This is a genomic window from Glutamicibacter sp., from assembly GCF_032154645.1.
Classification (GTDB): Bacteria; Actinomycetota; Actinomycetes; order Actinomycetales; family Micrococcaceae; genus Glutamicibacter.
Window position 1 is genome coordinate 1 of record NZ_JALDXV010000019.1, and the last position, 23,404, is coordinate 23,404.

Genomic DNA, 23,404 nt, shown 5'->3' on the forward strand with positions numbered 1-23,404 from the left:
AGTGAGGGAAGAACGCAATGAAGCAGAGTGACCAATCAATTGAAGACCTAGTTGGCGAGCTACACTCAGCCCGCCAGCGTAAGCCAAAGAAATACAGCCTGTCCGGAGTCGACCCGTGGGTGTTCGGTATTGCCGGAACACTGGTCGTTGGTTTCATTATCTGGGGATTCGTCACCCCTGAAGGCCTAGGAGCAGCAGCCGACGCGGCATTGAACTGGGTCATCACCGACACAGGCTGGCTCTTCGTGATCGCAGCCTCAGTCTTTGCGATTTTTGCCATCGTGGTGGCCGCCAAGAACTTCGGCCGCATTCCACTGGGTAAAGACGGCGAGAAACCGCAATTCAGCACCATTTCATGGATCTCGATGATGTTTGCCACCGGCATGGGCATCGGTCTGGTCTTTTATGGCGTGGGCGAACCGCTGTTCTTCTACATGTCGCCGCCACCGGGAACCGTTGACGGCCAGACCAGTGCCGCAGTAGGCACCGCCATGGGGACCACGCTGTTCCACTGGACGATCTACCCATGGGCGATGTATGCAATTGTCGGGCTGGGCATGGCCTACGGCAGCTTCCGACTGGGCCGTCCACAGTTGTTCTCCTCGATGTTTACCCCTATCTTTGGCGAACGAGCCATTCATGGCTGGGGTGGACGCGTTATTAACATCCTAGCCATCTTGGCAACACTGTTCGGCTCCGCATGTTCCCTGGGACTGGGTGCCCTGCAGATCGGTGGCGGTATCCAAGCCACCGGCATGATGCAAACCGTCGGCTCGGGCATCCTCGTGATCATCATTGCGATCCTCACCGCACTGTTCGTGGCCTCTGCCGTCTCCGGAATCGAGCGCGGCATTCAGTGGCTGTCCAACACCAACATGGTGCTGGCACTGATCCTTGCGCTGATCGTGTTCATCGGCGGCCCGACGCTGTTCATCTTGAACGTCATCCCCAATGCCATCGGTTCATTTATCGGCGACCTGCCTCAGATGGCATCGCGCACCGCAGTGGCCGGCGATGAAGAAATGTCCGAGTGGCTCTCGTCCTGGACCATCTTCTACTGGGCCTGGTGGGTGTCATGGACCCCATTCGTTGGCCTGTTTATTGCGCGCATCTCCCGAGGCCGCACCATCCGCCAGTTCGTCACCGGTGTGCTGCTGGTTCCATCGACCGTAACCCTGCTGTGGTTCGCGATCTTTGGCGGCGGCGCCATCGGCCTGCAGGAGCGCGCCGAAAAGGCCGGCGACACCGCTGGCCAGCTGGCGCACATGGTCGATGGGGTCCCGGATATCAACTTCGACCTCATCCTGTTCGACCTGCTGGACCACATGCCGGTCCCAGGCTGGGTTTCGGTGGTGCTCATGGTGGTCACCGTGCTGCTGATCGCCATCTTCTTCGTCACCGGTGCAGACTCGGCATCCATCGTGATGGGAGCACTGAGCGAGAAGGGCGCAGAAGAGCCGACCAAGAAGTCGATCATCTTCTGGGGCGTCGCCACCGGCGCCGTCGCGGCGGTGATGCTGCTGGCGGGCGGCGATCACCCGGCCGAAGCACTGAACGGACTGAAGAACATTACGATCGTCTCCGCACTGCCGTTTGTGGTCGTGATGCTGCTGCTGTGCGTGGCGATTTGGAAGGACCTGAGCAAGGATCCGCTGGTGCTGCGCAGCAACGTGGCCCGCGAGGTGCTTGAAAAGTCGGTGTCCCGCGGCGTCGAAGAGCATGAGGGCAGCGCCTTCAGCCTGATGACCACCGAAATCCCCATCGTGAAGGCAGATAACGAGCCGAGCGCGCCGACGATCTTCTCCGAGGATCCGTCGATCATCTTGGAAACCGAGAAGCTGGATGAGAAGGAGCCGAAGAAGCCATCGGACCCTTCCGAGGGCTAGTCTCTTCCGCGGCTATCAGGACCTGGCGGCGCCCACAGCAATGGTGATTGCTGTGGGCGCCGCTTCGTCTCCGGCTAGCCGCGGGCCCGGCAGATCTCATCGATCTGCGCGATGCACGGCTCATTTTGCAGGCTGGTGGTATCACCCAGCGTGCTGCCTTCAAAGAGTTGGGTCAGCAGCCTGCGCATGATCTTTCCCGAACGCGTCTTGGGGACATCGGGGACCAGCACGATGTCCCGCGGCTTGGCGATAGGACCGATCTGCTGGGCGACGACGGCGCGCAGCTGGTCGATGAACTCCGCCCGGCGCTGGGCCTGTGCGTCATCGTCAGGCTCAAGCGAAATCAGCGACTGGTCCAGCGGCACCACGAACGCCGTGGCGGCGTGGCCGGTCTTGGCATCAGGGGTGGGGCAGACTCCTGCCTCCACCACGCCCGGGTGGGTGACCAGCGCGGACTCGATCTCGATGGTGGACAGGCGGTGGCCCGAGATGTTGATGACATCGTCGGTGCGGCCCAGGATGTAGATGTCCCCGTCCTCGTCGAAACGGGCCCCATCGCCGGCGAGGAACCAGCCCTTCTCCACATACTGCTGCCAGTAGCTGGTGTAGTAGCGCTGCGGGTTGCCCCAGACGGTGCGGGCCATGGCCGGCCCGGTCTGGGTGATGACGATATTTCCCTGGGTCTGCGGGGCGACGCGCGCACCCGCCGCGTCGACGATGTCCACGCCGACGCCGGGCAGCGCACGGGAGGCGCAGCCCGGCTTGAAGTGTTCGTCCGTGGGCAGCGGGGAGAGCACCGTGGCCCCGGACTCCGACTGCCACCAGGTATCGACCATCGGGATGCCCGCCGGGGTGTCGCGGCCCACCTGTTCGCGCAGCCAGCGCCAGGCCTCGGGATTCACCGCCTCGCCCACGGTGCCGCCGACCCGTACCGAGGACAGGTCGTAGTGCGCGGGAATGCCTTCGGGGAACCAGCCCATGAGCGAGCGCACCAGCGTCGGCGCGGTGTAGTAGCTGGTGACCCTGTAGCGCTCGATGACCTTGAAGTGGCGGCCCGGATGCGGGGCGTTGGGGACGCCCTCGTAGATGACCTGGGTGACGCCGTTGGACAGCGGGCCGTAGATCTCATAGGTGTGTGCGGTGACCCAGGCCAGGTCCGCGGTGCACCAGTGCACATCCTGCGCGCGCTGGGACGGATCCGGGTTGGCGAAGAGCAGGTTGTAGCTGAACGCCGCCTGCGTCAGGTAGCCGCCGGTGGTGTGCACCAGGCCCTTGGGCTGCCCGGTGGTGCCGGAGGTGTACATGATGAACAGCGGGGTTTCGGCATCGAAGAACTCCGGGGAGTGCTCGGTGGACTGGGCGTCGACCAGCTCATGCCACCACACATCGCGCCCTTCGGTCCACGGGATCTGATCCCCGGTGCGGCGGATCACCAGCACGTTCTGGATGCTGTTGTCCCCGCTGACCGCCGCGTCGGCATTCTGCTTGACCGGGACGCTGGCGCCGCGGCGGAACTGCCCGTCGGTGGTGACCAAAAGCTTGGCGCCGGTGTCTTCCACACGGAACTTCAGCGCCTCGGCGGAGAAGCCGCCGAAGACCAGCGAGTGGATCGCGCCGATGCGGGCGCAGGCAAGGGTGATCACCACGGTTTCCACCAGCACCGGAAGGTAGATCACCACGCGGTCGCCCTTCGTGATGCCCAGTTCCGCCAGCGCGTTGGCAGCCTGGTTGACCCGCTGCTGCAGGTCGGCGTAGGTGACCGCCTCTCGGTCGCCCGGTTCGCCCTCGAAATACAGGGCCACCTTCTCGCCGTTGCCCGCCGCCACATGGCGGTCGACGCAGTTCACCGCGGCGTTGAGCTTTCCACCCAGATACCAGGAGATCTGCGGGCCTCGCTGAGCCTGCGGGTCCGCCGGAACAATGCGGCTGGTGGTGTGCCAGCGGGTGTCCCAGTCAAGCAGATTGGCCGCCTCGTCCCAGAATTCTTGACGGTGCGCCTCGTCGAGCGCTGCGGTGCTGGATGCTAATTCGGTGGTCATAGCCCGGGTCCTTGGAGTTGCGTGGTTGATTGGAGGTGGGGGAGCGCAGGATTTAGGTCCAGCGGCGGATGGCCCAGCGTTCGGCCAACGAGAGCAGCGCATCGGTGAGCTTGCCGAAGAGCGCCAGCAGGATGATGGTCAGGATCAGCCGGTCGATGCGTCCGTTGTTCTGCGAGTCGGTGAGCAGGAAGCCCAGGCCCATGGAGGCGCCGAGCAGTTCGGCGGCCACCAGGAAGAGCCAGGCCTGGGCCAGAGCCAGGCGCAGTCCGGAGAAAATCGACGGAACCACCGCCGGCAGCTGCACGGTGCGCAGCAGTTTCACCCCGCCCAGCCCGAAGGAGCGGGCTGCCTCCACCAGATGGGCGTCAACATGGCGCAGGGCCAGCGAGACGGTGGTGAAGACCGGGAAGAACGCGCCGATGATGATCAGCGTGACCTTGGAATCCTCGCCGATCTTCATCCACAGCACCAGCAGCGGCACCCAGGCAAGCGAAGGAACTGCACGCAGGGCTGAAATGCTCAGGCTCAGCAGCGCATCTGCCAGCTTCGACAGCCCCACCAGCGCGCCGAAAACCAGCCCGAGCAGTGAGCCGATGGCGAAGCCCAGCAGCACGCGCTGTGTGGAAATGCCGATGTGCTTACCCAGATCTCCGCCCTCGAACAATTCGCCGGCGGCGGCAATCACGGCCCCGGGAGTGGGCAGCGACCAGGGTGCAACAAGTCCTGTGGCTGTAGCGAACTGCCATATGCCCAGCAACACCACCGGCAGGATGAGCGAGAGCAGCCATCTGGGTGCACGCAAGATGGTGCGGCTGAAACCAACTCTGGGCTTGCGCGGTTTTGTGGGGGAGGTGTCAACTGAAAGTTCGGGCGCGGACATGGAACTTACTCTCCGGCGACGTTTTTGGCGTCGGCCTTGGCCGCAAATTGACCGTCAACCAAGGTGGCCAGCGCCTGGTCCACCTGGTCCTGCGAGGCTACGTCCTTGTTCTGAACAAGGGTCGGGCCGATGTTTTTCAGCACCGAGGTGAATGCGTCACCGGGGGTGCCGTCGATGTCCAGGTTTGAGCGTTCGGTGATGACTGTCGTGGCGACGTCCTTGTCCAGCCCCGCTGCCTTGGCCAAGATGTCTGCCGTTTCTTCAGGGTGCGCTTCAGCGTATTCGCGGGCCTTCTGATAGGAGTCGACCACCAGCTGGGCCAGCTCCGGGTTCTTCTCAATGAAGTCTTCGCGGGCGTTCAGGGCACCGTAGGTGTTGAAGTCCAAGTTGCGGTACACCAGCTTGGCGTTGTCGTTCTCCGCGGCTGCCATGATCGGATCCAGGCCAGCCCAGGCGTCAACCGCTCCGTTGGACAGCGCGGTGCGGCCATCTGCATGCTGCACATTCTGCAAGGTGATGTCGTCCTCGCTCAGGCCCGCCTGCTTCAGCGTCTGCAACAGGAAGAAGTAGGGGTCTGTGCCCTTGGTTGCGGCAACCGACTTGCCCTTCAAATCCTTGGGTGAGGAGATTCCGGAATCCTTCTTCACCACCAGTGCGGACCATTCGGGCTGGGAATACAGCGCGATGGTCTTGATCGGAGAACCGTTGGAGCGCGCAAGCAGCGCCGCGGATCCCGCGGTGGAGCCCACCTGCACGGCGTCGGCGCGCAGCGCCTCATTGGCCTTATTCGATCCTGCAGACTGGATCCACTCGACGTCCACGCCCTTGGCTTCTGCCGCGTCATCCAGCCAACCCTTTTCCTTCAGCACCAGGCTCAGCGGGTTGTAGGTGGCGAAGTCGATGGACAGGGTCTGATCGGATGAAGCGGCGGCGTTCTCTCCGGCACATCCCGACAGGGCGACGGCACCTACTGCCAGGGCTGCCAGGGATAGTGCTGTACGGCGGGTGAAAGGGTTCGAGAGCATAGAAATTCCTAGATTTGAGCGTGCGAATGCGGCGGCTGGTATGTACCAGCCGAAGTGAAAAGTGGTGCAGGTTAGTGTTTGGCCGGGTCTACGCCCAGCAGGCTCAGCAGGTGTGCGCGGTGGACAGCGAACAGTTCGGCGTTGTGGCTGCGTGGGTGAGATGCAGTGATGGTGAGGTCTTCAATGACGGTAGCTCCTGCCGCGTCTGCGTTGCGGCCGAGCACCACGATGCGGTCCGCCAGGTTCAACGCTTCGTCCACGTCGTGGGTCACCATGAGCACGGTGGTGGGGAATGAAGCGTGGATAGACAGCAACAGGTCCTGCATTTTCAATCTGGTCAACGCGTCAAGTGCACCGAATGGCTCATCTAGCAGCAGCACACCGGGACGTCGGGCCAGGGCTCGGGCCAGCGAGACGCGCTGGGCCATTCCACCGGAGATTTCCCGGTGACGCAGATCGGCTGCATGCGTCAGATCGGTGAGCTCCAAGAGCTCGTTGATCAGTGCAGTTCCTGCCGTCGGGTCGGTTTTCGGGGCGAGCCCCAGCGCGATGTTTTCGCGCACCGAACGCCAAGGCAGCAGCCGGGGTTCTTGGAAGGCCACGGCACACAGCTCGTTGATGCCGTTGACCTCGCGGGGCCCGGTGGAAACAATTCCGGTTGACGGGGCATCCAGACCGGACACCGAGCGCAGCAGCGTCGACTTTCCGCAGCCGCTGGCCCCCAGGATTGCCACTACTTCACCGGCGTTGATGTGCAGGTTGACATCGCGCAGCACCGTGCGTGATTCCTTCTTGGCGGTGAAGGTGCGTGAAACGTTGCTGAAGTCTACGTCCAGCGCGGTCGCGGTGCGGACAGCTGGGTCGGTATGCGGCAAAGCAAAGGCGGTGGCCATGATCATCTCCATCGGTCCTGGCGGTAGCACCGGCCGAGAGCATAACGCTCATAGGTGGTTGCTGCGGCGTCAAAGAGCCAGATCTCTCGGCCGCTCGGGATGGTTACAGGTCCATTACAGGGGGTCGAACGTTTTTATTGCAAATTATGCGTAACATGAAAAATATTCGATGTGAACGCGTAACATGTGGAAAATTTCGTGTTTTATTTTATTCATTGCCTGTTTACTCGATACTTTGAGTTCTGCGTCGGGGCATCTTCGGAGCTTCTGGCGCAGCATTGTTCACTTGTGGATTCAACTTGATCCCATGGGGCAACGAAATGTGACTTTGGGACTTGGATCCCGCGGATTGTTACGGCTACAAATAGTAACGACCCATCCAGAGCGGCCGAGAGATCTGGCTCCACGACGCCGCAGCAACCACCCGTCCGGGCCGGTGCTACCGCCAGGATCGATGGAAAGAAAGAGGACTTCTGCATGTCTTTTGGTGAAACCGGGAACAACCTTGACCTGGATTTCAACGCCCTGAGCAATCCACACAACGGATCCGCGATGGAATTGGATCAGTTCTCCGAGGAACGTCCAACCCGCCAACTGCTCAAGGTCACCCCCGGCCCGGGGGCCGACGAAGACTACGAACGTCTCGCCGCCATCTTCCGTCCCGTCTTCGCCCAGATTGCCGCGGGGGCCAAAGACCGCGACCGCAACCGCATCCTGCCCTTCGAACAGGTGGGCCTGCTGAACCGCGAACGCTTCGGTGCACTGCGCCTGCCGGTGGCAGAAGGCGGCCACGGGGCACGACTGAGCGACGTCTTCCGCCTGCTCATTGAACTTTCCGAGGCGGACTCCCATATCGGCCAGCTGTGGCGGGCCCATATTGCCTTCGTCGAGGACGTGCTGCGCCTGGAGGACGCCGAGCTGCGGGCCAAATGGGTCGCCCGCATCGCCGCCGGACAGATCGTCGGCAACGCCTACACGGAAAAGGGCGGCAACGCCCTGGGCAGCCTGAACACCAAGGTCAGCCAGGTCGACGGACGTTGGGTGGTCAACGGTGAAAAGTACTACTGCACCGGCACCATCTTCGCCGACTGGACCGCCGTGGCGGTCTCGCATCCGGAACGTCCGGGACGACAGATTGCACTGGTCTCCACCCAACACAGCGGGGTCAAGATCCTCGACGACTGGGACGGGTTCGGCCAGGGGCTGACCGGCACCGGCAGCACCGAATTCCACCAGGTTCCGGTGGAATGCTTCATGCCGGAGGACGTCAACGACCCGGAGGCCGCCATCTTCCAGCTGGTGCTGATGGCGGTGCAGGCGGGCATCGGCCGCGCTGCACTGAATGACATGCGCTCCTCGGTGCAGGCGCGCACCCGCAGCTTCTCCACCGGCACCGGCGTCCCGGTGCACCGCGAGCCGCAGGTGCTGCAGCTGGTCGGCGAGGTCTCCGCTGAAATCTTCGCCGCCGACTCGGTGGTCATGGGTGCGGTGCTTGAGGTTGAATCCGCGCTGGCGGATCCCTACCTGAACGCTGAGGAACGCTTCGCGGTCTGCGAGCTGGCGGCGAACCGCGCGCAGACCATCGTGCAGCCGCTGGTCATCAGCGCCACTAGCAAGCTCTTCGACGGGCTCGGCGCCTCCGCCACCCGCGGCAGCTGCAATATGGACCGGCACTGGCGCAACGCCCGCACCATCGCCACCCACAACCCCGCCATCTACAAGGCGCGCATCGTCGGGGACTACGAGATCAACGGGGTGCAGCCGCAGCGCCTGTCGGTCACCGGCGAACTGTCCTCGGCCCCTCAGGGCTTCGGGCTGTAGCCACCCACAGATTTTTCTTCACACAACGATTGGGGCACACCAATGAGCCAGAACCAGCCAGCTGAAAAGCAGCGTGAGATCCTCTTCAACGCTTTTGACATGAACTGCGTTGCCCACCAGTCTCCCGGCCTGTGGCGCCATCCGCAGGACAAGGCGTCGGACTACAAGACCATCGGCTACTGGACCCATCTGGCCAAGGTGCTGGAAAAGGGCAAGTTCGACGGCCTGTTCATCGCCGACGTGCTGGGCACCTACGACGTGTACAACGGCACCAACGAGTCTCCGCTGCGCACCGGCGCCCAGGCCCCGGTCAACGACCCGTTCCTGCTGGTCTCCGCGATGGCTGCGGTGACCGAACACCTCGGCTTCGGCGTCACCGCCGGCACCGCCTATGAGCACCCCTACCCGTTCGCCCGCCGCCTGGCCACCCTGGACCACCTGACCAACGGCCGCGTGGGCTGGAACGTGGTCACCGGCTACCTGCCGTCCGCCGCTCGCAACATGGGCCAGGAAGACCAGATGGAGCACGACGAGCGCTACAACCATGCCGACGAATACCTCGAGGTCGTCTACAAGCTGCTCGAAGGCTCGTGGGAAGACGACGCGGTGCAGGCCGACAAGGAAACCGGCATCTACACCGACCCGGCCAAGGTGCACTCCATCAACCACGAGGGCAAGTACTTCAAGGTGCCGGGCATCGCCATCACCGAACCGAGCACCCAGCGTACGCCGGTGATCTACCAGGCGGGCACCTCGCCGCGCGGTCTGAAGTTCGCCGCGCAGAATGCGGAGGCGGTCTTCGTAACCAGCCCGACCAAGGAGATCCTCAAGTCCACCGTCGCCAAGATCCGCGACCACGCCGAAGCCGCCGGCCGCGACCGCTACGACATCAAGATCTTTGCGATGCAGACCATCATCACCGCCGAGGATTCGGCGGCCGCCCAGGCGAAGTACGAGGACTACAAGTCCTACGCGGATATCGAGGGCGCCATGGTGCTGATCTCCGGCTGGATGGGCATCGACCTGTCAACCTTCGACCCGGATCAGCCGATCGGCAGCGACGTGAAGTCCAACGCCATCCAGTCCTCGGTGGCCACCTTCCAGAAGGCCAGCGGCGACGAGGGCAACCCATGGACCGTGCGCCAGCTGGCCGAATGGGTCGGCGTGGGCGGCTTCGGCCCGATCACCGTCGGCTCCGGAGCCGAGGTCGCGCAGAAGCTGATCGACTGGGTGGACTACACCGATGTGGACGGCTTCAACCTGGCCTACGCCATCACCCCGGGCACCTTCGAGGACGTCGTTGAATTCGTGGTTCCCGAGCTGCAGGCTCGCGGCGCGTACAAGACCGACTACGTTGAAGGCTCGCTGCGCAACAAGCTGTTCGGCGCCGGCGATCACGTGAAGGAAACGCATCGCGCGGCCCAGTACAAGATCTCCAACCGTTTGGCGGCGCAGGCCTAGCGGAGGCCTGCCCATCAGGCGTGAACTGAATACGGTTACCAGCTAAGCGCGGATTCCTCGGCCTTTTGGACTCGAGGATTCGCGCTTAGCTGTTCTCTTGTGCCTGAAGAACTCCGTGTTCTACCAGCGCCCTGCGTAGGGCTTCGACGCCTTGATAATGATGCGTTCGCATCCCCAGTTCCGCGGCGCCGGTGAGCTTGTTTGCCGAATCATCGGTGAAAAACACCTCGTGCGCCTTGAGCGACAGCGTCTTGAGCACGACAGCAAATATGGCCGGGTCGGGTTTGATGACCCCTAATTCCGCGGAATTGAAAACCTGGTCGAAATGACTGCCGATGCCTTGTTCCGCCAGTTCCTCGGCGATCCTATCCGTTCCATTGGTGAGTATTGCCGTGAGAATTCCGGCAGACCGGATCTCGTCGACCATTGCAAGCAGCTCCCGATTGGGAACTGCTGCGATGCGACCCCACTGCGCCGCCGCATCATGGTTGCCCAGTGCCATGCCTACCTGTTCAATCCACTGGGCGCGAGTGATCTGACCTGTCGTGACGGGAATGAGTAGTGATGGCTGAAACGCGGCGGCGGAAATCGCGCCCGCGGGCAGAGTGCAGCGCAGTTCTAGGTCGCTGAGCTGTGCGGAGTCGATATTCCTGAGAACTCCGTCGAGATCAAATACTACGGCGTGGATCATGGGGCTATTCTGCCTGATCCAAGGGGTGGAAGGTGCAACGCACAGCGGCGGTCCGAGACCCTTCTTCGTTGAAGGTGCTCGGACCGCCGCTCTTTGGGTTAGTGGATTGGATCGCCCTTGGCGTCGATGACCCACCACACATCTTGGGCCGCTTGACCCTTGGTGTCACCGGCTGCAGTATCCGGGGCGTAGTAATACAGCGGCCAGCCGTTGAGGGTCAGCTGTTCCTTGCCGTTGGTGCCGGTGATGGTTCCCAGTTCACCGGTGATGCCCTGAGCATTCTTCAGTGAATCCTCTGTGGCAGGAACCGGCGGCCAGGCATCCAAGCAGGAGCCGGTGCAGGAAGATTTTCCTGAATTCTGCGTGTCCTTGTCGAATTGGTACACGGTCATTCCACGCTGATCCACCACGATCTTGCCGAGATCGCTGTCTGCGGTGCTCAACATGGCGCCGGTGTCGTTGACGCTCTGACTTTGGGATGGTGCCGGGGCGCCGTAGCCGTTGCCGCTAGAACTAGATTGGCTGGCGGTTGGCGCATCGGACTGACCCGAACATCCTGCCAATGCCAACATGAGGGCCGCTGCGAGCGCTGCGACGGAAGCTATTTTCTTGCTCATGAGCTACTCCTTGGTCCAACGGTGCATTCCGGATAAATGCGGTTGCCGTTCAGCAGTTAACACGAGACGCAGCTCACTCTGGTTCAATCTTCGCTTAAGAATTTTTGGGAATTTGTTCGAGGGGAGCGCTAAATACTGTCGTGCCATCTGCCAATTGCACGCTGACCACCGCAATGTCATCCATTCGCATTGATGTTGCCGCAGGGACGGTAACCTTTTGGCCGGCAACATATTTCCAACTGGCGCTCTTGCTTTGAACACCCTCGCGGTCTTGAACCACCAGAACATAGCTCTGTTGGGTGTTGGAGCCGCTGTAGTCGGTTGCCGGTGGATAATCGCAGTTGATCGTCAGCGCGGTACCCCACTTTTTCGGTTCAAATCCAACCTTGACGGCCATGTCTTGGCTCGTGGCGGGCGTTAAGGCGAGGGTTTGCACCACCGGGGGCGCGGCAGGAGCGGTATTCATCAGGCTTCCCAGGCCCACTCCCGCGGCGAGCAACATTACCGCTGCCAACGCGAAGTACAGTCGGCGTTTTGCGGGCTTTTTGACGGCTTCGGGCGCGGCAGCGTTGCCTGTGGGTGGTGCCGAGGTGGATGCTGCGGGTGTTGCCAGCAGGTCATCCGGCGGGGCGATGCGGGCCAGCATCGGCGGCACGGTGCTCAAGCCAGCCAGCGACGACTGGCAGTCTTGGCAGGTCTTTAGATGCGCTTCAAAACGCAGCTTATCGGCGGAGTTCAGCGCACCGAGCATATACGCGGCGTCCCATTCGCACAGCGATTCGTGCTCGTTCATCGCCCTACACCCTTCTCTTCCAATGCCAACTTCAAAGATCTCATGCCATAGTGCAGCCTCGACTTCACGGTCCCCGAGGGGATGGCAAGGTCGGCCGCAATCTGTTCAACACTGTGCGCGTAGTAGTAGGCGCGGACGACTACCTGCCGGTGGTCTTCGCTGAGGCTTGCCAAGGCTTCACGGATCAAAAGTTCATTGAAGATCCTGTCAGCCTGATCGGTCACCGACTGTTCCGGCATCTGTTCGGCGGCAAATTCATGCTGCGAGTAGCCGCTGCGGGACTGGTCGATCACGAGGTTCCGGGCGACGGTGAAAAGCCAACCGCGCAATTGCTCAGGCGGTTCCTCCAGCAGGTGGGGGTGCTGCCAAACGCGGAGCAGCGTTTCCTGCACAACATCCTGGGCGCGCGCATCATCGCGGGTCAGAGAACAGGCATAGCGGTGCAATGAAGGAGCATGCAGTTCCTGCAGGCGCGTGAATGCCTGCTGTCGTTGGACTAGATCCACATCATGCCTCCGGTCCTGTTCCGTGCCTCGTGTCAGCTTTCCCATGAAAGAGACACGAGGCAGCGGAGCAAAAGGTTCAATTACTTTGTAGGTTTTACCACCATGGCCGATCCGCCGCCGCGCCGGGTGGGTTCGGCCGCGGCTGTCAACGTGCCGTCGGGGGCAATTTCCACGGCTTCCACCGCGCCGATTTCTGCCTGCGGGGTGAAGGAATCGCCAGCCGGGGTGAGTTTGTGACCCAAGGCTTCAAGGGCCGGACCGTAGGCGTCGATGAATTTGGGTTCGGCAGTCACCGCCGCGGTGTTGCGCTGTGAGGCACGAGGAGCGGCGATGGCCTGGCTGATGTCCATGCCAAGATCCACGCGGTTAATCAGGGACTGCAGCACGGTGGTGATGATCGTTGAACCGCCCGGGGAGCCGATGGCAAGCATCGGTTCGCCCTCACGCAGCACGATGGTCGGCGACATCGACGAGCGCGGACGCTTGCCCGGATCGATGCGATTCGGGTCCGCGGGATCATACACCGTGGAGAAATCGGTCAGTTCGTTGTTCAGTAGGAAGCCGCGGCCGGGAACAACCATGCCGGAACCGCCGGTCTGTTCTATGGTCAGGGTGTAGGACACGACGTTGCCCCAGCGATCTACCACCGACAGGTGAGTGGTGGAGATGTTCTCGGTGTCGTTCTCCTTCACGTCCTCGCTGGTTCCTGCGGGGCATTGGCCGTCATAGTTTTCGACGTCCCCGGGAGCGACAGGTTTTACAGCCGCTTGATCGGGGTTGATGAGGCAGGCGCGTTCAGCGCCGAAGAGCTTGTCGGTCAGGGCCTTGACCGGGACATTGACGAAGGCGGGATCTCCGACGAACTTGCCGCGGTCGGCGTACGCCAGCGCGGACGCTTCCAGGTAGTGGTGCAGCGCCGCAGGCTGCTGCATGTCTGAAAGGTCGAACTCGCCAAGAATATTCAAGGCTTCTCCCATGGTGGTGCCGCCGGAGGACGTCGGTGCCATGCCAAAGACATCGAGCCCGCGGTAGTTCACCTTGGTGGGAGCCTGCTCGGCCACCTCGTAGGAAGCGAGGTCTTCGGCGGTGACGTAGCCGGCAGGGACCGGCAGGTCGGTGTCATTGTTCTTCGGCGGAGCCTGAACCGTCTGAGCGACTTCATCGGCCAGCGCTCCCGAGTAGAAGGCCTTGGGTCCCTGTTGAGCCAGCAGGCGGTAGGTGTCGGCAAGATCGGGGTTTCGGAAGATGCTGCCAACCTCCGGGGCATCCCCATTGGGCAGATAGAGTTCGCTGGTTGCATCGAAAGCTTCAAATCGCTTCTTGTTATCCAGTGTCTGTTCACGGAAGGTCTTATCTACGACGAAGCCGCGGGAGGCGATTTGCGTCGCAGGTTTCAATACCTGTTTCAGGTCCTTGGATCCCCAGTTATCCAGCGCGCGCTGCCAGGTGGCGAGAGTTCCGGGAACTCCCACGGACACACCGCTGGTGACCAGTTCCGGGGTGAAGTTGTACGGTTTTCCGGTGGCCGGGTCGATGAACGCGTCGTGCGGCATGGCTGCCGGTGCGGTTTCGCGTCCGTCGATCGTGCTGGCCTTGCCGGTCTTGGCGTTGTAGAACATAAAGTACCCGCCGCCGCCGATGCCTGCGCTGTACGGTTCAGTGACGCCCAATGCGGCTGCGGTCGCTACCGCCGCATCGACGGCATTGCCGCCCTTGCGCAGGACGTCGATGCCGGCGGCGGTGGCCTCGGGATCTACCGAAGAAACTGCGCCTCCGGTGCCTTGGGCCGTGGGGGTCTTTTCGGAGTGCCGGGGGTCGGCGCTAGCCGGCAGGGTGGCAACGCTGCCCAATCCCAGGGCAAGGGTGGCGGCGCAGGCCAGCACCCGGAAAGCAGGTCGAGACATACTTATGTTCTCCTCAAAAGTGGGGGATGAGTATGCGTCAATCTACGGGAGGCTCTAAAAACAAGCTTGCTGTGACACGCGCCACCGTCAGCGGGTTGGAAAATAATTCTTTACTAGTCGCATCCGGTTTATACATGAATCTAATGGCTGACTAGGCGCTGTCTGCTGCAGGGTCGGACACAATATTAAGGGCGGCTTGCGGCCTAATGTGCCCATATCGCGGAACGTACGTTGCACGATCCCTTCGAGCAGTCGGATACTCGTGGATTCTCCTGTGCCGAAGTTTCTGTGAACAACGATCAGTTAAGTCGGTTCCCTCCGAGGCGACCTGCGCTAAGCCGGCGTACCGCTGTCGATTCCTTTGGTACGCCGGTCCAGCGGAGTATGGTCCTGCAAAACGGAGCCTACTGATCTAGGGCGTTCTTGATGACCTTGCCCAAAGATGTCGGGGCGTGGCCGATGAGCTGCGCCAGCTGGCCGCTGGTGACTTCCAATGCGCCCTCGCGGATGCGCACATCGGTGTCAACCAAGATGTCGGCAAAGAGCGCTGGAACCCCCGACTGCTCATAGATGTCTGCCAGTGTTTCAGGATCCATTTCCTTGTAGCTGACCTCGTGGCCGCCGGCAGCGGAAACGGCTCCCGCGAGCTGAGTCAGCGTGAATGCCTTGTCTGCGCCTAATTCATAGATTTTTCCTGCCTGAGTCTCCTGTGACAGCAGGACAACCGCGGCGGCTTCGGCAAAGTCTGCCCGGGCGGCGGCGCTGATCTTGCCATCTCCGGCGCAGCCGAGAATGACGCCGCTGTTCAGATAGCCCATGATTTGATCCGTGTAATTTTCGGTGTACCAGCCGTTGCGCAGCAGAACGTAGTCCAGGCCGGATGCCGCCAGAAGCTGCTCGGTGGCAACGTGTTCGGCCGCCAACTTCATCTGACCGGTGAGGGCATTCGCGATGGAAGTATAGGCAACCAGGGAAACATCAACCGCCTTGGCCGCATGGATGACATTCTCGTGCTGGGAAATACGCTGTCCGACTTCACTGCTTGAAATCAGCAGCAGCTTGTCGACACCTTCCAACGCGGGAATCAGGGTTGCCGGGGCGTTGTAGTCGGCAATGCGAACCTGAACGGAACGGGCGGCCAACGGTGCCAATTTTTCTTCGGAGCGTCCGATGGCAATGATCTGCTCTGGGGATGCACCGCGTTCGAGCAGAGCGTCAACTACGAGCATTCCCAGTTTTCCGGTGGCACCGGCGATTGCGATCTTCATGTTTTCCCTTCGTAGGTATCCACTGATTCCAACGAACACCGGGGCCATGCAATTCCCACAGCGTAAAAATACTGCACGCAGAAATTGGCGGCAGCCAGGATCTCCACCGCCGGCGGCAACCTGAGCCCGCGAGATCTGGAGTACCGCAGTGCGGGCGCCCAAGGAACCGCCGCGCGGTGCCGAAGTCGTTGAGGCCAGGATCGACTTCAAGCTGACCTTGGCCTCAACGTTTGATGCGCTGAACCCATTTCTCCTCCCCGGCCGGTAGCCTTGCGCTATGGACGCGAAACATGTGAACGACCCTGCGGTGATCCGCCGTCTGCTCACGACCCCCGGTCGATGGGCGGTGGTTGGGCTGACGAATAATCCATACCGTGTTGCCCCTTCCATCGCGGCATTCCTTCAGCAGAGCCTGGGTATGGAGATTGTTCCGGTGTCCCTGACCGGAGAACCCGTCATGGGCTTGACCGGCTATCAAAATCTGGCCCAGATCCCGGGTACCATCGACGTGGTCGACTGCTTCGTCAACTCCCAGAAGGTCGGCGACATCGTCGATCAGGCCATCGCGGTGGGCGCTGGGGCCATCTGGCTGCAGCTCGGGGTAATTGATGAGGCGGCCGCCGCACGGGCCAAGGCCGCCGGGCTGGACGTCGTCATGGACACCTGCCCGAAAATCGAGTATCCGTACCTCTGAACCAAGGGATAGGAGACGCTCAATGAAAGCGCTGAACGACGACGTGGAACGCAGGTGGCGTTCCCTGTGTCTGGACATGCCGCTGGCATTCGAAGACCACCCCTTTGGCGAGGACAGCATCGTCTACAAGGTTGCAGGTAAGAAGCAGGAGGACGCCAAAATGTTCGCCCTGCTGATGGTGCTTCACGGTGAATTGGTGCTGAATTTGAAATGCGAACCTGCACTTGCAGACCAGCAGCGCAGCGAACACCCGCAAATCACCCCGGGCTATCACATGAATAAAAAGCATTGGAATTCTGTCAGGGTAGGCTTGGACGACCAGACGATGCGCGAGCTCATCGAGGATTCCTACGACCTCGTCGTGGACGGCATGCCCAAACGGGACAAGGACTATATCCGCCTCCAGTCTCTGGTCCAGAAAGGTTAGCCAGCACTCGGACGCCTGTGTCCGTCGGGGTTGAATTCGGTTGCGTGTGGGCAAGATCGCAATAAAGAAAACGCTAGTCAGTGCGGAAAATTGGCATCAATCTGCCAGTCGTGAAACCGCCAGGCCAGATGGGTGCATTTCGACAGTTTCACCCTGCGCGCTGGCCTAGGTTAAGACGGTGAACAACTCTGAAAAGAACCCAGCAGCATTGCCTGAACGCCGTATCGTATTGAAGGGCGCAGCCTGGTCTGTCCCGGTGATCGCTACCGCCGTCATGACGCCACTGGCTGCAGCATCCACCCTCGATCCTCTGCAATGCGCAGCAGTAGGCGCCTTTGTACTGAGCGAATTTACCACCGAGATTGTCGGGGGCAGCACGCCGACGAACACCGGAGCAGGACAGGACGGTGAAGAACAGTACAGTTCAGTTTTTGGCGAGGTCTTCGATATCACCGTGACAACAACCTTCCTCTACAACGGCAGTGCTCCGCTTGAGCTAGGCGGATTAGAGTTGGATCTGAACGGCACGCTGAGCCTCGATTGGGAAATCATCGGCACACCGGTGATCACCTCTACACAGGGAGGCATTTCGTTGGGCGGCTTCGACAATAATGGCCGACGCAGTTCCGCATCGAACCCCGGGTGGCTCGGCTACGCAAGGGTTGCTGGATCTGAGCCGCTGGCGTCGGGGCAGTCGTTGACCGTGCAGTACGTTCTTCGTGCGCATGGACCCGCTTGGGACTTCCCGCGTGCAGGCATCGATAACCCAGATGCTTCGGGCTATGCCTATGGCCAAGTAGCGGTGACTAGTTGCGGCCCGCAGATCGTGGCGACAGGCTATGCGGATACCGACAAGACCTTCAACTTCGTCAGCGCCGTCTAATCTGCGCGCCATTTGAAGTGGGTGCAGATTCACGTTGATCTTCACCTTGGTGAAGGCCTAGGTTTCGTAGACTTGGAACATGTACTTCATCGTTGTTAAGTATCAGGTAAAGCCAGAATTCACCGACAGCTTCATCGAGCAGGTGACGCCTTTTACCCAGGCCACCCGCGCCGAGGAAGGCAACCTGTGGTTTGACTGGTCCCTTAGCGTGGAAGACCCGAACGAGTTCGTCCTCGTTGAGGCATTCCGCGACGACGAGGCCGCCGCGAACCACGTCAACTCCGAGCATTTTGCCGCCGGGCTGGAAAGCATGCGCCCATTGCTGGTCTCTACTCCGAAGATCATCTCACGCAAGGTGGACGGCGAGGACTGGGATGCCATGGGCGAGCTGGTCATCGACTAACACCGAACGGAGAACCGTCTAAATAATGCAGGGCGCGGATTCCATCATGGAATCCGCGCCCTGCGCCGTCGACGGGCTAACCCGTTGCTCTTCTAGTGGCCGTGCTTGTTGCCGAGGCGGCGTACCAGCAGTAGAACGATGCCCAGCAGCACGATGACGCCGGCTGCGATGCCCAACCAGGCGGCGCCGAACCCGGTCTGTGCCAGATGATCCTGCTCCTGATTCGACTCGGTTTCCTTCGCATCGTCGGTTGCTACCTGCGAATCAGTAGCGGAGGCTGATGCCGTTGGCTCGGTTGAATCCGTTGGCTCAGACGATGCACTCTGGCTCGGAGTCGGATCCGTAGGTGATGCGCTTGGAGTTTCGGTTGGCTCGGTCGGCGTAGGGGACGGAGTCTGTGCACCCACAACGCTGAAGACGGTGACGATGTCTTCTCGCTGAGTCTGCGAGATCACCAGGTCGTAGTCGCCGGCCTTGGTGTCTTCATCAATAGGCAGCTCAAAACTGGTGGTGCCTTCCGCATCGGCCGCAGGAATGTCGGAGATGACAAGCTGACCGTCGAAGGCCGTGGCGCCGATCTGCGCTCCCTCCTGAAGCCCCGTCACGGTGACGGTGGCTTCTTCACCTGCGGCCAGCTCGGTGGCCGACAGCTCCACCTTGGCCCAGTCGGTGCCGGCAACGACCGCGCGGCCCAAAGGAGCAGGTTCCACCACGTCGTGGGACTTGAAGTAGTTCACCGTCGCGTCAAGGTCTACCTGGCCCGAATCTGCATGGTTCTTGGCCTCCGCGAAGGCAGTGAAATTGTCTCCGCCTGCCGCGAGGAAGGCATTGGCGGCAACATGGAAGGTTGCCGATTCATCCAACGGTTTGCCGTTGAAGCTGATGTCCTTGATATGCCCGCCGCGGGGAGCATCCTCGACATAGGTGTAGGTCAGCCCGTCGGAGATGCCCAGATGCAGTTTTGAACGCTCGGAACCGTCAGGCTGCCACTGCTGTTCCAGAACCTCTCGGATCTGCGCGCCGGTCATGTCGAAAGTGACCAAGGTGTTGGCGAAGGGCTGGACGTCTGCCGCCGCCTTGTAGGTCACCGTTCCATCCTTTCCGTAGAGCAGGTCTGCACGCAGGCCGCCGGGGTTCATGAATGCGATTTGTGCCGGCGTCCCGGCAAAGTCGTCATTTGAGGTCGCCCACAGGTGGATGTCGGCAACCGTGTTGCCAAGGGTCGACTCCACTCCGCGGTCAGAGCCCGGGATCTCGCCCCCGCGCAGGATGTCCTGAGAGATCTCACCGACCTTGACGTTGCCGACCTTCTCAGATTCCTTGACTGCAGAATCAACAATGTTCTGTACCTTCGCGTCGGCAGGATACTTGGCTACCCAGTCTCCCGCCTCATTTTCAGCACTCAAGGCCAGACGCCCGGATGTGGAATCAACAACCTCGCCAGTTGTGGAATTTACTTCCAGGGAGACTTTGCCCAGGGTGGTGCCGTACTGATGTGCCTGGATGACAGGGCGCTCGCCGGACGGGCCGGCCACTGAGCAGTCATAGGACTGATGGGTGTGGCCGGAAATGATGGCGTCCACCTGACCGCTGGCCTTGCGCAGCAGGTTGCCGTAGCTGGTGTTTTCCTTGGCGATGGTGGAGCACTGGGTGTTCTCCGAACCGTTGTGGGTCAACAGCACGATGACATCTGCCTCTCCATTGGCGTCTTTGCCATCCGAGAGCTGAGCAGCAACACGATTGACTGCTTCCAGTTCGCTGCCGAAATCGAGCTCCGTGATGCCGGCGGGGGAGACCAGCGAGGGAACGTCTTCGGTGACGGTGCCGATGAATCCTACGTTGATGCCGTTTACTTCGCGAATTGCATATTCACGCAGTGCCGGAGTCTTGGTGCCCCTTTTGTAGACGTTGGCGCCCAGTGCGAAGTCCGCACCGTCCTGTCCCGTGGCCTGGGAGTAGCTGTCAATGACGCGTCCGGAAAGATCTTTGAAACCGCGGTCGAACTCATGGTTGCCTACGGCGGAGACATCTAGACCGCCGGCGCCCAATGCGTCGATGGTTGGCTCGTCCTGTTGCGATGCCGAGGCAAAAGTTGACGCTCCGATGTTGTCTCCGGCCGAGACGAAGAGCGTGTTCGGATTGGCTTCACGGATTTGATCCACCGCACCGGCGAGTACGGCTGCTCCCGCAGAATCACTGTTTGGGGCGATGCGGCCATGGAAATCGTTGATATCCAGCAGGTCGAGGGTGAAGGTTTCACCCGCTGCAGGTTCTTTGACCGGTGCGGCTTGGGCCGCGGCGCAGCCCGAAGCGATCAGCGCTGCGGAAACCATGGATGTCAGCGTAAAGTTCTTGATCTGCCTGAACGCAGGCATAGATCCTCCTCGGAGTTAAGCGTGTGACGTCCCTCATGTCTATCGCATTGAGGTGAACCTGTCGATGCTTACGTATGAATTCCGCGTATAAAACAGATCTTTTCCGGTGGCGGGCCGATATGGTTTGGAGGCCCCAAAAAAGAGCTACCCGTTCGACTGAACGGGTAGCTCTTGATGCTTGTCTGGGATATCAGTCAACGCTGGCGCTTGCGATGTGCATCTGCCGCAGTGGCTGAGGAAGAGCCGACGATTCCACTGAGCAGCAGCATGGCCGCCACGATGAATAAGAGTGTTGAGGTGACCCAGCAGGTGGTTGCGAGAGATCGCTGGGTATTGTCCAATGCGAACACAAAGATGCCGACACTGACCAGCAGCATCACCACACCCAACAACCGCATCTTCATCGTGAATCCCTACGCCATCGAATTACGCCAAATCATCGCGAAACATATTCGCTATCAGCTGGAATAATATCCATGGTGTCATAGATTGAGGAAATTAGACATGGTCCTTTGGTGGTAATTTGCTGAAAGCGACTCAACCCAACGGTTGATACCGTTATGAAACTATTGCGTCTAAACGCAGGATTTCAAGGTTTTTGAGATGGCATCATGCTCCGCTTGGGTCATCCAGGCATCGTATTTCGCCTTCACTTGAGTCTGGCGCGCAACGTAGTCGCAGCGGAAGTTCTTGTTCGGCGGCAGCCAGGTAGCGGCGTCCTTATCCGACTTAGAGGCATTCGTGGGACCATCCGAGGCCATAAGGTTCAGTGGATCGTTGGCGAATTCCAGACGCTTTTGAGTGCTCCACTTTTGCGCACCCTTTTGCCAGGCATCGGACAGCGGAACAATGTGGTCGATCTGAACCGCTGTGCTGGTGCCCTGGCCCCGCTGGAACTCAATGGTCTTGCCGGTGTATGGGTCGTGGAAAGTGCCGGAGAGTACGACGCACTCAACCTTGGCGGGTTTGAACTCTACGTTTTCCAGGTCCCTGGCAAGGATGTCATTGCGCGCATCGCAGCCATTGTGGTCTGTGTCCTTCCAGCCATTGCTGAATTGCTCGCGGCTGTATCCAGTCTTTGGTGCACGTCCCTTGACCTGAATGTCATCCAGTTGGTCCAAAGCTTTCGTGTACGTAGCCTTCTGATCAGCCGATGGGGACGCTGCCTGAGCCTTGCCCGCCCCGGAGAGGTCTGTTGGCGAAGAAACTGAACAGGCGGTCAGTCCCATCGTTGAGGCAATCAGTGCAATTGAAAGTGTTCGGCGCAAAAGACGCATGCGGTCGTAGTTCTCCTTGGGTCGCGCATGAGCGGCAGGTGAACGTTCAACCTGCCCTCTTGACTCTAGGTGGATCCACCGACGAAAGCTTACTGCCGGGCCGGGTCGCATCCTGTGATCTTCCCGCTGCGATGATGCGGCTCTTCTGCAATCGTTACTATTTTGTCACCGTAGGTGCTTGTGACAAGGATTGTTTATTTTCATTTATCGAAATAAGGTCAAGTTATCGTGCCCGCGCAAATGAAACGGACAAGTTACCGTGAAGAAGCAACATTCTCTTTTGGCAGTAGGTCTGATCGCACTTACCTCCTGCACCACACCGGTGTCTGAGCTCAAAACCGACCAAGAGCTGAACGAATTGCGAGGGTCTAAATCGGCGTGGGATACGGAACAGCAGGAACAGGAAGCAGGTTCCTACAACTCGCCGGACAGTGCGGGGCCGCTTTCGACCTTAGTCCACTCAGTCGTCAAGACCAGCAGCAGCTACGAGCGAACGGGAGAGCAGGGAGGCGCTGACGAGCAGCTAAGACTTAGTGCGAATGGGATTTTCTATCGGACCTACGATGGTGGCGAGAGCGGGGAGCAGCACGCAATGAACTACGTAGCGTCGTTCGGCGAGGAGTCGAGCATTCCGGGAAACTATTTCATCGACTTTTCCTGCCGGGGCGTTGGCGAGGCGGCACTTGAGGTGTATCTCGATGAGGATTTCCCGACAGAAGGCACGAAACCTCAGCTGCGACTTCCCATTAACTGCGCGGATCCCGCAGTGACGGCCAACGGCACATTGACAATTCCCGACAACTCCAAGAGCACTACCATTTTGATCGCGGCAGGCGTCGACACCGTGGGGTCCTACGAATATCAGATGTATACCCTGTCAGGAGGTAAAAAATGAGGAAGATTCTGCCTGTCGTTCTGAGCTCAATTCTGGCCCTAAGCGCATGTTCAGCGCCCGCTTCCGAACTGAATTCCAGCGGTACCGAACCCCCGACTCAGACAGCTGAGCAGCCATTGACCGGACCGAATAATGTTCAAGCTGAAACACCTGAAGAGCGTGCGTTGTCGCTCGGAGTCCTCCACAGCTTCGACGGGCAGCCGCTGGGATTTATCCGGACGATCATCTGGCACCCTGGACAGAACAATGGGATGGGCTACTGGCAGGGAGAATGGGAGCAGCGCGGCTATCACGGTTTGGCGGCCTGGGACGCAGGTGGCTTCCCCTACGAACGCGGCGGAGAGTTAGGTCAGGAGCAGACAACGCTCGAATTCACCCAAAACACCGGTCCATTCATCGTGAGGTACATGTGCCAGGGAACTGGCAAGGTCAAGCTCACCATCAAGGAGCACGAGCACGAGCACGAGCACGAGCACGAGCACGAGCACGAGCGCGAGCTCATGAGCTCGATGGTGCAGTGCCACCAGCGCCCCAAAGCTACAGAGTTTGAGCTACCGGAGAAGAGCATCGAAGAAATGACCATCGTGCAGCAGCCCCAAGATGGAACGCAGGCAACCTACGAAACCCAGGTCATCAGCAAGCAGCCTCAGACAGAGTAGATGACGA

At 60.5% G+C, this 23,404-nt stretch carries 22 protein-coding genes and 2 riboswitches; of the genes, 10 read left to right on the forward strand and 12 right to left on the reverse strand.

What is annotated here, in order from left to right:
* The first annotated feature begins 17 nt into the window (after window positions 1–17).
* Window positions 18–1,886, forward strand: a complete 1,869-nt coding sequence (locus RUH64_RS13780) for a BCCT family transporter (RefSeq protein ID WP_313814132.1) — start codon at window positions 18–20, stop codon at window positions 1,884–1,886.
* 74 nt (window positions 1,887–1,960) lie between these two features.
* Here RUH64_RS13780 and acs read toward each other — a convergent pair whose 3' ends face one another.
* From acs to RUH64_RS13800, 4 genes are all read right to left on the reverse strand, one after another.
* The gene (gene acs / locus RUH64_RS13785; protein WP_313814134.1) at window positions 1,961–3,925 is read right to left on the reverse strand and encodes an acetate--CoA ligase; all 1,965 of its coding nucleotides are present in this window, start codon (window positions 3,923–3,925) and stop codon (window positions 1,961–1,963) included.
* Window positions 3,926–3,977: 52 nt separating this feature from the next.
* The gene (locus RUH64_RS13790; RefSeq protein ID WP_313814135.1) at window positions 3,978–4,805 is read right to left on the reverse strand and encodes an ABC transporter permease; all 828 of its coding nucleotides are present in this window, start codon (window positions 4,803–4,805) and stop codon (window positions 3,978–3,980) included.
* A gap of 5 nt (window positions 4,806–4,810) precedes the next feature.
* A complete protein-coding gene (locus RUH64_RS13795) occupies window positions 4,811–5,830 on the reverse strand; it encodes an aliphatic sulfonate ABC transporter substrate-binding protein (protein ID WP_313814136.1) in 1,020 nt (339 codons plus the stop codon).
* Between the two features lie 71 nt (window positions 5,831–5,901).
* A complete protein-coding gene (locus RUH64_RS13800; RefSeq protein WP_313814137.1) occupies window positions 5,902–6,723 on the reverse strand; it encodes an ABC transporter ATP-binding protein in 822 nt (273 codons plus the stop codon).
* A 5-nt stretch (window positions 6,724–6,728) separates the two neighbouring features.
* Window positions 6,729–6,829, reverse strand: a riboswitch (SAM riboswitch).
* Window positions 6,830–7,095: 266 nt separating this feature from the next.
* A riboswitch (SAM riboswitch) is annotated at window positions 7,096–7,184 on the forward strand.
* Window positions 7,185–7,200: 16 nt separating this feature from the next.
* On the opposite strand from RUH64_RS13800, the gene RUH64_RS13805 reads away from it, so the two are divergent.
* Entirely contained in the window at window positions 7,201–8,544 is a 1,344-nt protein-coding gene (locus RUH64_RS13805) for an acyl-CoA dehydrogenase family protein (protein WP_313814138.1), read from the forward strand.
* Window positions 8,545–8,586: 42 nt separating this feature from the next.
* Complete coding sequence (locus RUH64_RS13810) at window positions 8,587–10,005, forward strand: LLM class flavin-dependent oxidoreductase (RefSeq protein ID WP_313814139.1); 1,419 nt, start codon at window positions 8,587–8,589, stop codon at window positions 10,003–10,005.
* A gap of 85 nt (window positions 10,006–10,090) precedes the next feature.
* Here the strand turns inward: RUH64_RS13810 and RUH64_RS13815 are convergent, their stop codons facing one another.
* The 6 genes from RUH64_RS13815 to RUH64_RS13840 all read right to left on the reverse strand — a co-directional run bounded on the left by RUH64_RS13815 (window position 10,091) and on the right by RUH64_RS13840 (window position 15,784).
* The gene (locus tag RUH64_RS13815) at window positions 10,091–10,696 is read right to left on the reverse strand and encodes an HAD family phosphatase (RefSeq protein ID WP_313814140.1); all 606 of its coding nucleotides are present in this window, start codon (window positions 10,694–10,696) and stop codon (window positions 10,091–10,093) included.
* Between the two features lie 98 nt (window positions 10,697–10,794).
* A complete protein-coding gene (locus tag RUH64_RS13820) occupies window positions 10,795–11,313 on the reverse strand; it encodes a hypothetical protein (protein ID WP_313814142.1) in 519 nt (172 codons plus the stop codon).
* A 94-nt stretch (window positions 11,314–11,407) separates the two neighbouring features.
* Window positions 11,408–12,106 carry a zf-HC2 domain-containing protein gene (locus RUH64_RS13825; RefSeq protein WP_313814144.1) on the reverse strand — a complete coding sequence of 233 codons (699 nt, stop codon included), beginning with the start codon at window positions 12,104–12,106 and terminating at the stop codon, window positions 11,408–11,410.
* Window positions 12,103–12,657, reverse strand: a complete 555-nt coding sequence (locus tag RUH64_RS13830; protein ID WP_313814146.1) for a sigma-70 family RNA polymerase sigma factor — start codon at window positions 12,655–12,657, stop codon at window positions 12,103–12,105. Before RUH64_RS13830 ends, RUH64_RS13825 begins: the two co-directional genes overlap by 4 nt.
* A 35-nt stretch (window positions 12,658–12,692) precedes the next feature.
* Window positions 12,693–14,516, reverse strand: coding sequence for a gamma-glutamyltransferase (gene ggt / locus RUH64_RS13835; RefSeq protein WP_313814147.1), 1,824 nt, complete (start codon window positions 14,514–14,516; stop codon window positions 12,693–12,695).
* Window positions 14,517–14,920: 404 nt separating this feature from the next.
* Entirely contained in the window at window positions 14,921–15,784 is an 864-nt protein-coding gene (locus RUH64_RS13840) for an SDR family oxidoreductase (RefSeq protein WP_313814148.1), read from the reverse strand.
* 277 nt (window positions 15,785–16,061) lie between these two features.
* Between RUH64_RS13840 and RUH64_RS13845 the strand changes: the two genes are divergently transcribed.
* From RUH64_RS13845 to RUH64_RS13860, 4 genes are all read left to right on the forward strand, one after another.
* A complete protein-coding gene (locus tag RUH64_RS13845; RefSeq protein ID WP_313814149.1) occupies window positions 16,062–16,478 on the forward strand; it encodes a CoA-binding protein in 417 nt (138 codons plus the stop codon).
* Between the two features lie 22 nt (window positions 16,479–16,500).
* Complete coding sequence (locus RUH64_RS13850) at window positions 16,501–16,905, forward strand: MmcQ/YjbR family DNA-binding protein (RefSeq protein ID WP_313814150.1); 405 nt, start codon at window positions 16,501–16,503, stop codon at window positions 16,903–16,905.
* A 178-nt stretch (window positions 16,906–17,083) separates the two neighbouring features.
* Window positions 17,084–17,788: a hypothetical protein gene (locus RUH64_RS13855; protein ID WP_313814152.1), complete on the forward strand. Its 705-nt coding sequence runs from the start codon at window positions 17,084–17,086 to the stop codon at window positions 17,786–17,788.
* 79 nt (window positions 17,789–17,867) lie between these two features.
* The gene (locus RUH64_RS13860) at window positions 17,868–18,191 is read left to right on the forward strand and encodes a putative quinol monooxygenase (RefSeq protein WP_313814153.1); all 324 of its coding nucleotides are present in this window, start codon (window positions 17,868–17,870) and stop codon (window positions 18,189–18,191) included.
* Between the two features lie 92 nt (window positions 18,192–18,283).
* On the opposite strand, the gene RUH64_RS13865 is transcribed toward RUH64_RS13860, so the two are convergent.
* Window positions 18,284–20,566 (reverse strand): bifunctional UDP-sugar hydrolase/5'-nucleotidase, encoded by a 2,283-nt coding sequence (locus RUH64_RS13865; RefSeq protein WP_313814154.1) that lies wholly within the window; start codon window positions 20,564–20,566, stop codon window positions 18,284–18,286.
* Window positions 20,567–20,794: 228 nt separating this feature from the next.
* Here RUH64_RS13865 and RUH64_RS13870 point away from each other — a divergent pair, with 228 nt between their 5' ends.
* On the forward strand, window positions 20,795–21,037 hold the full coding sequence (locus tag RUH64_RS13870) for a hypothetical protein (RefSeq protein ID WP_313814155.1): 243 nt from the start codon (window positions 20,795–20,797) through the stop codon (window positions 21,035–21,037).
* 104 nt (window positions 21,038–21,141) lie between these two features.
* Here the strand turns inward: RUH64_RS13870 and RUH64_RS13875 are convergent, their stop codons facing one another.
* Window positions 21,142–21,843 (reverse strand): HNH endonuclease family protein, encoded by a 702-nt coding sequence (locus RUH64_RS13875; protein ID WP_313814156.1) that lies wholly within the window; start codon window positions 21,841–21,843, stop codon window positions 21,142–21,144.
* Window positions 21,844–22,102: 259 nt separating this feature from the next.
* Between RUH64_RS13875 and RUH64_RS13880 the strand changes: the two genes are divergently transcribed.
* Together RUH64_RS13880 and RUH64_RS13885 are read left to right on the forward strand one after the other, a co-directional pair.
* A complete protein-coding gene (locus RUH64_RS13880) occupies window positions 22,103–22,738 on the forward strand; it encodes a hypothetical protein (RefSeq protein ID WP_313814158.1) in 636 nt (211 codons plus the stop codon).
* Window positions 22,735–23,397 carry a hypothetical protein gene (locus tag RUH64_RS13885; RefSeq protein WP_313814159.1) on the forward strand — a complete coding sequence of 221 codons (663 nt, stop codon included), beginning with the start codon at window positions 22,735–22,737 and terminating at the stop codon, window positions 23,395–23,397. The genes RUH64_RS13880 and RUH64_RS13885 overlap by 4 nt, the downstream gene beginning before the upstream one ends.
* Window positions 23,398–23,404 lie beyond the last annotated feature (7 nt).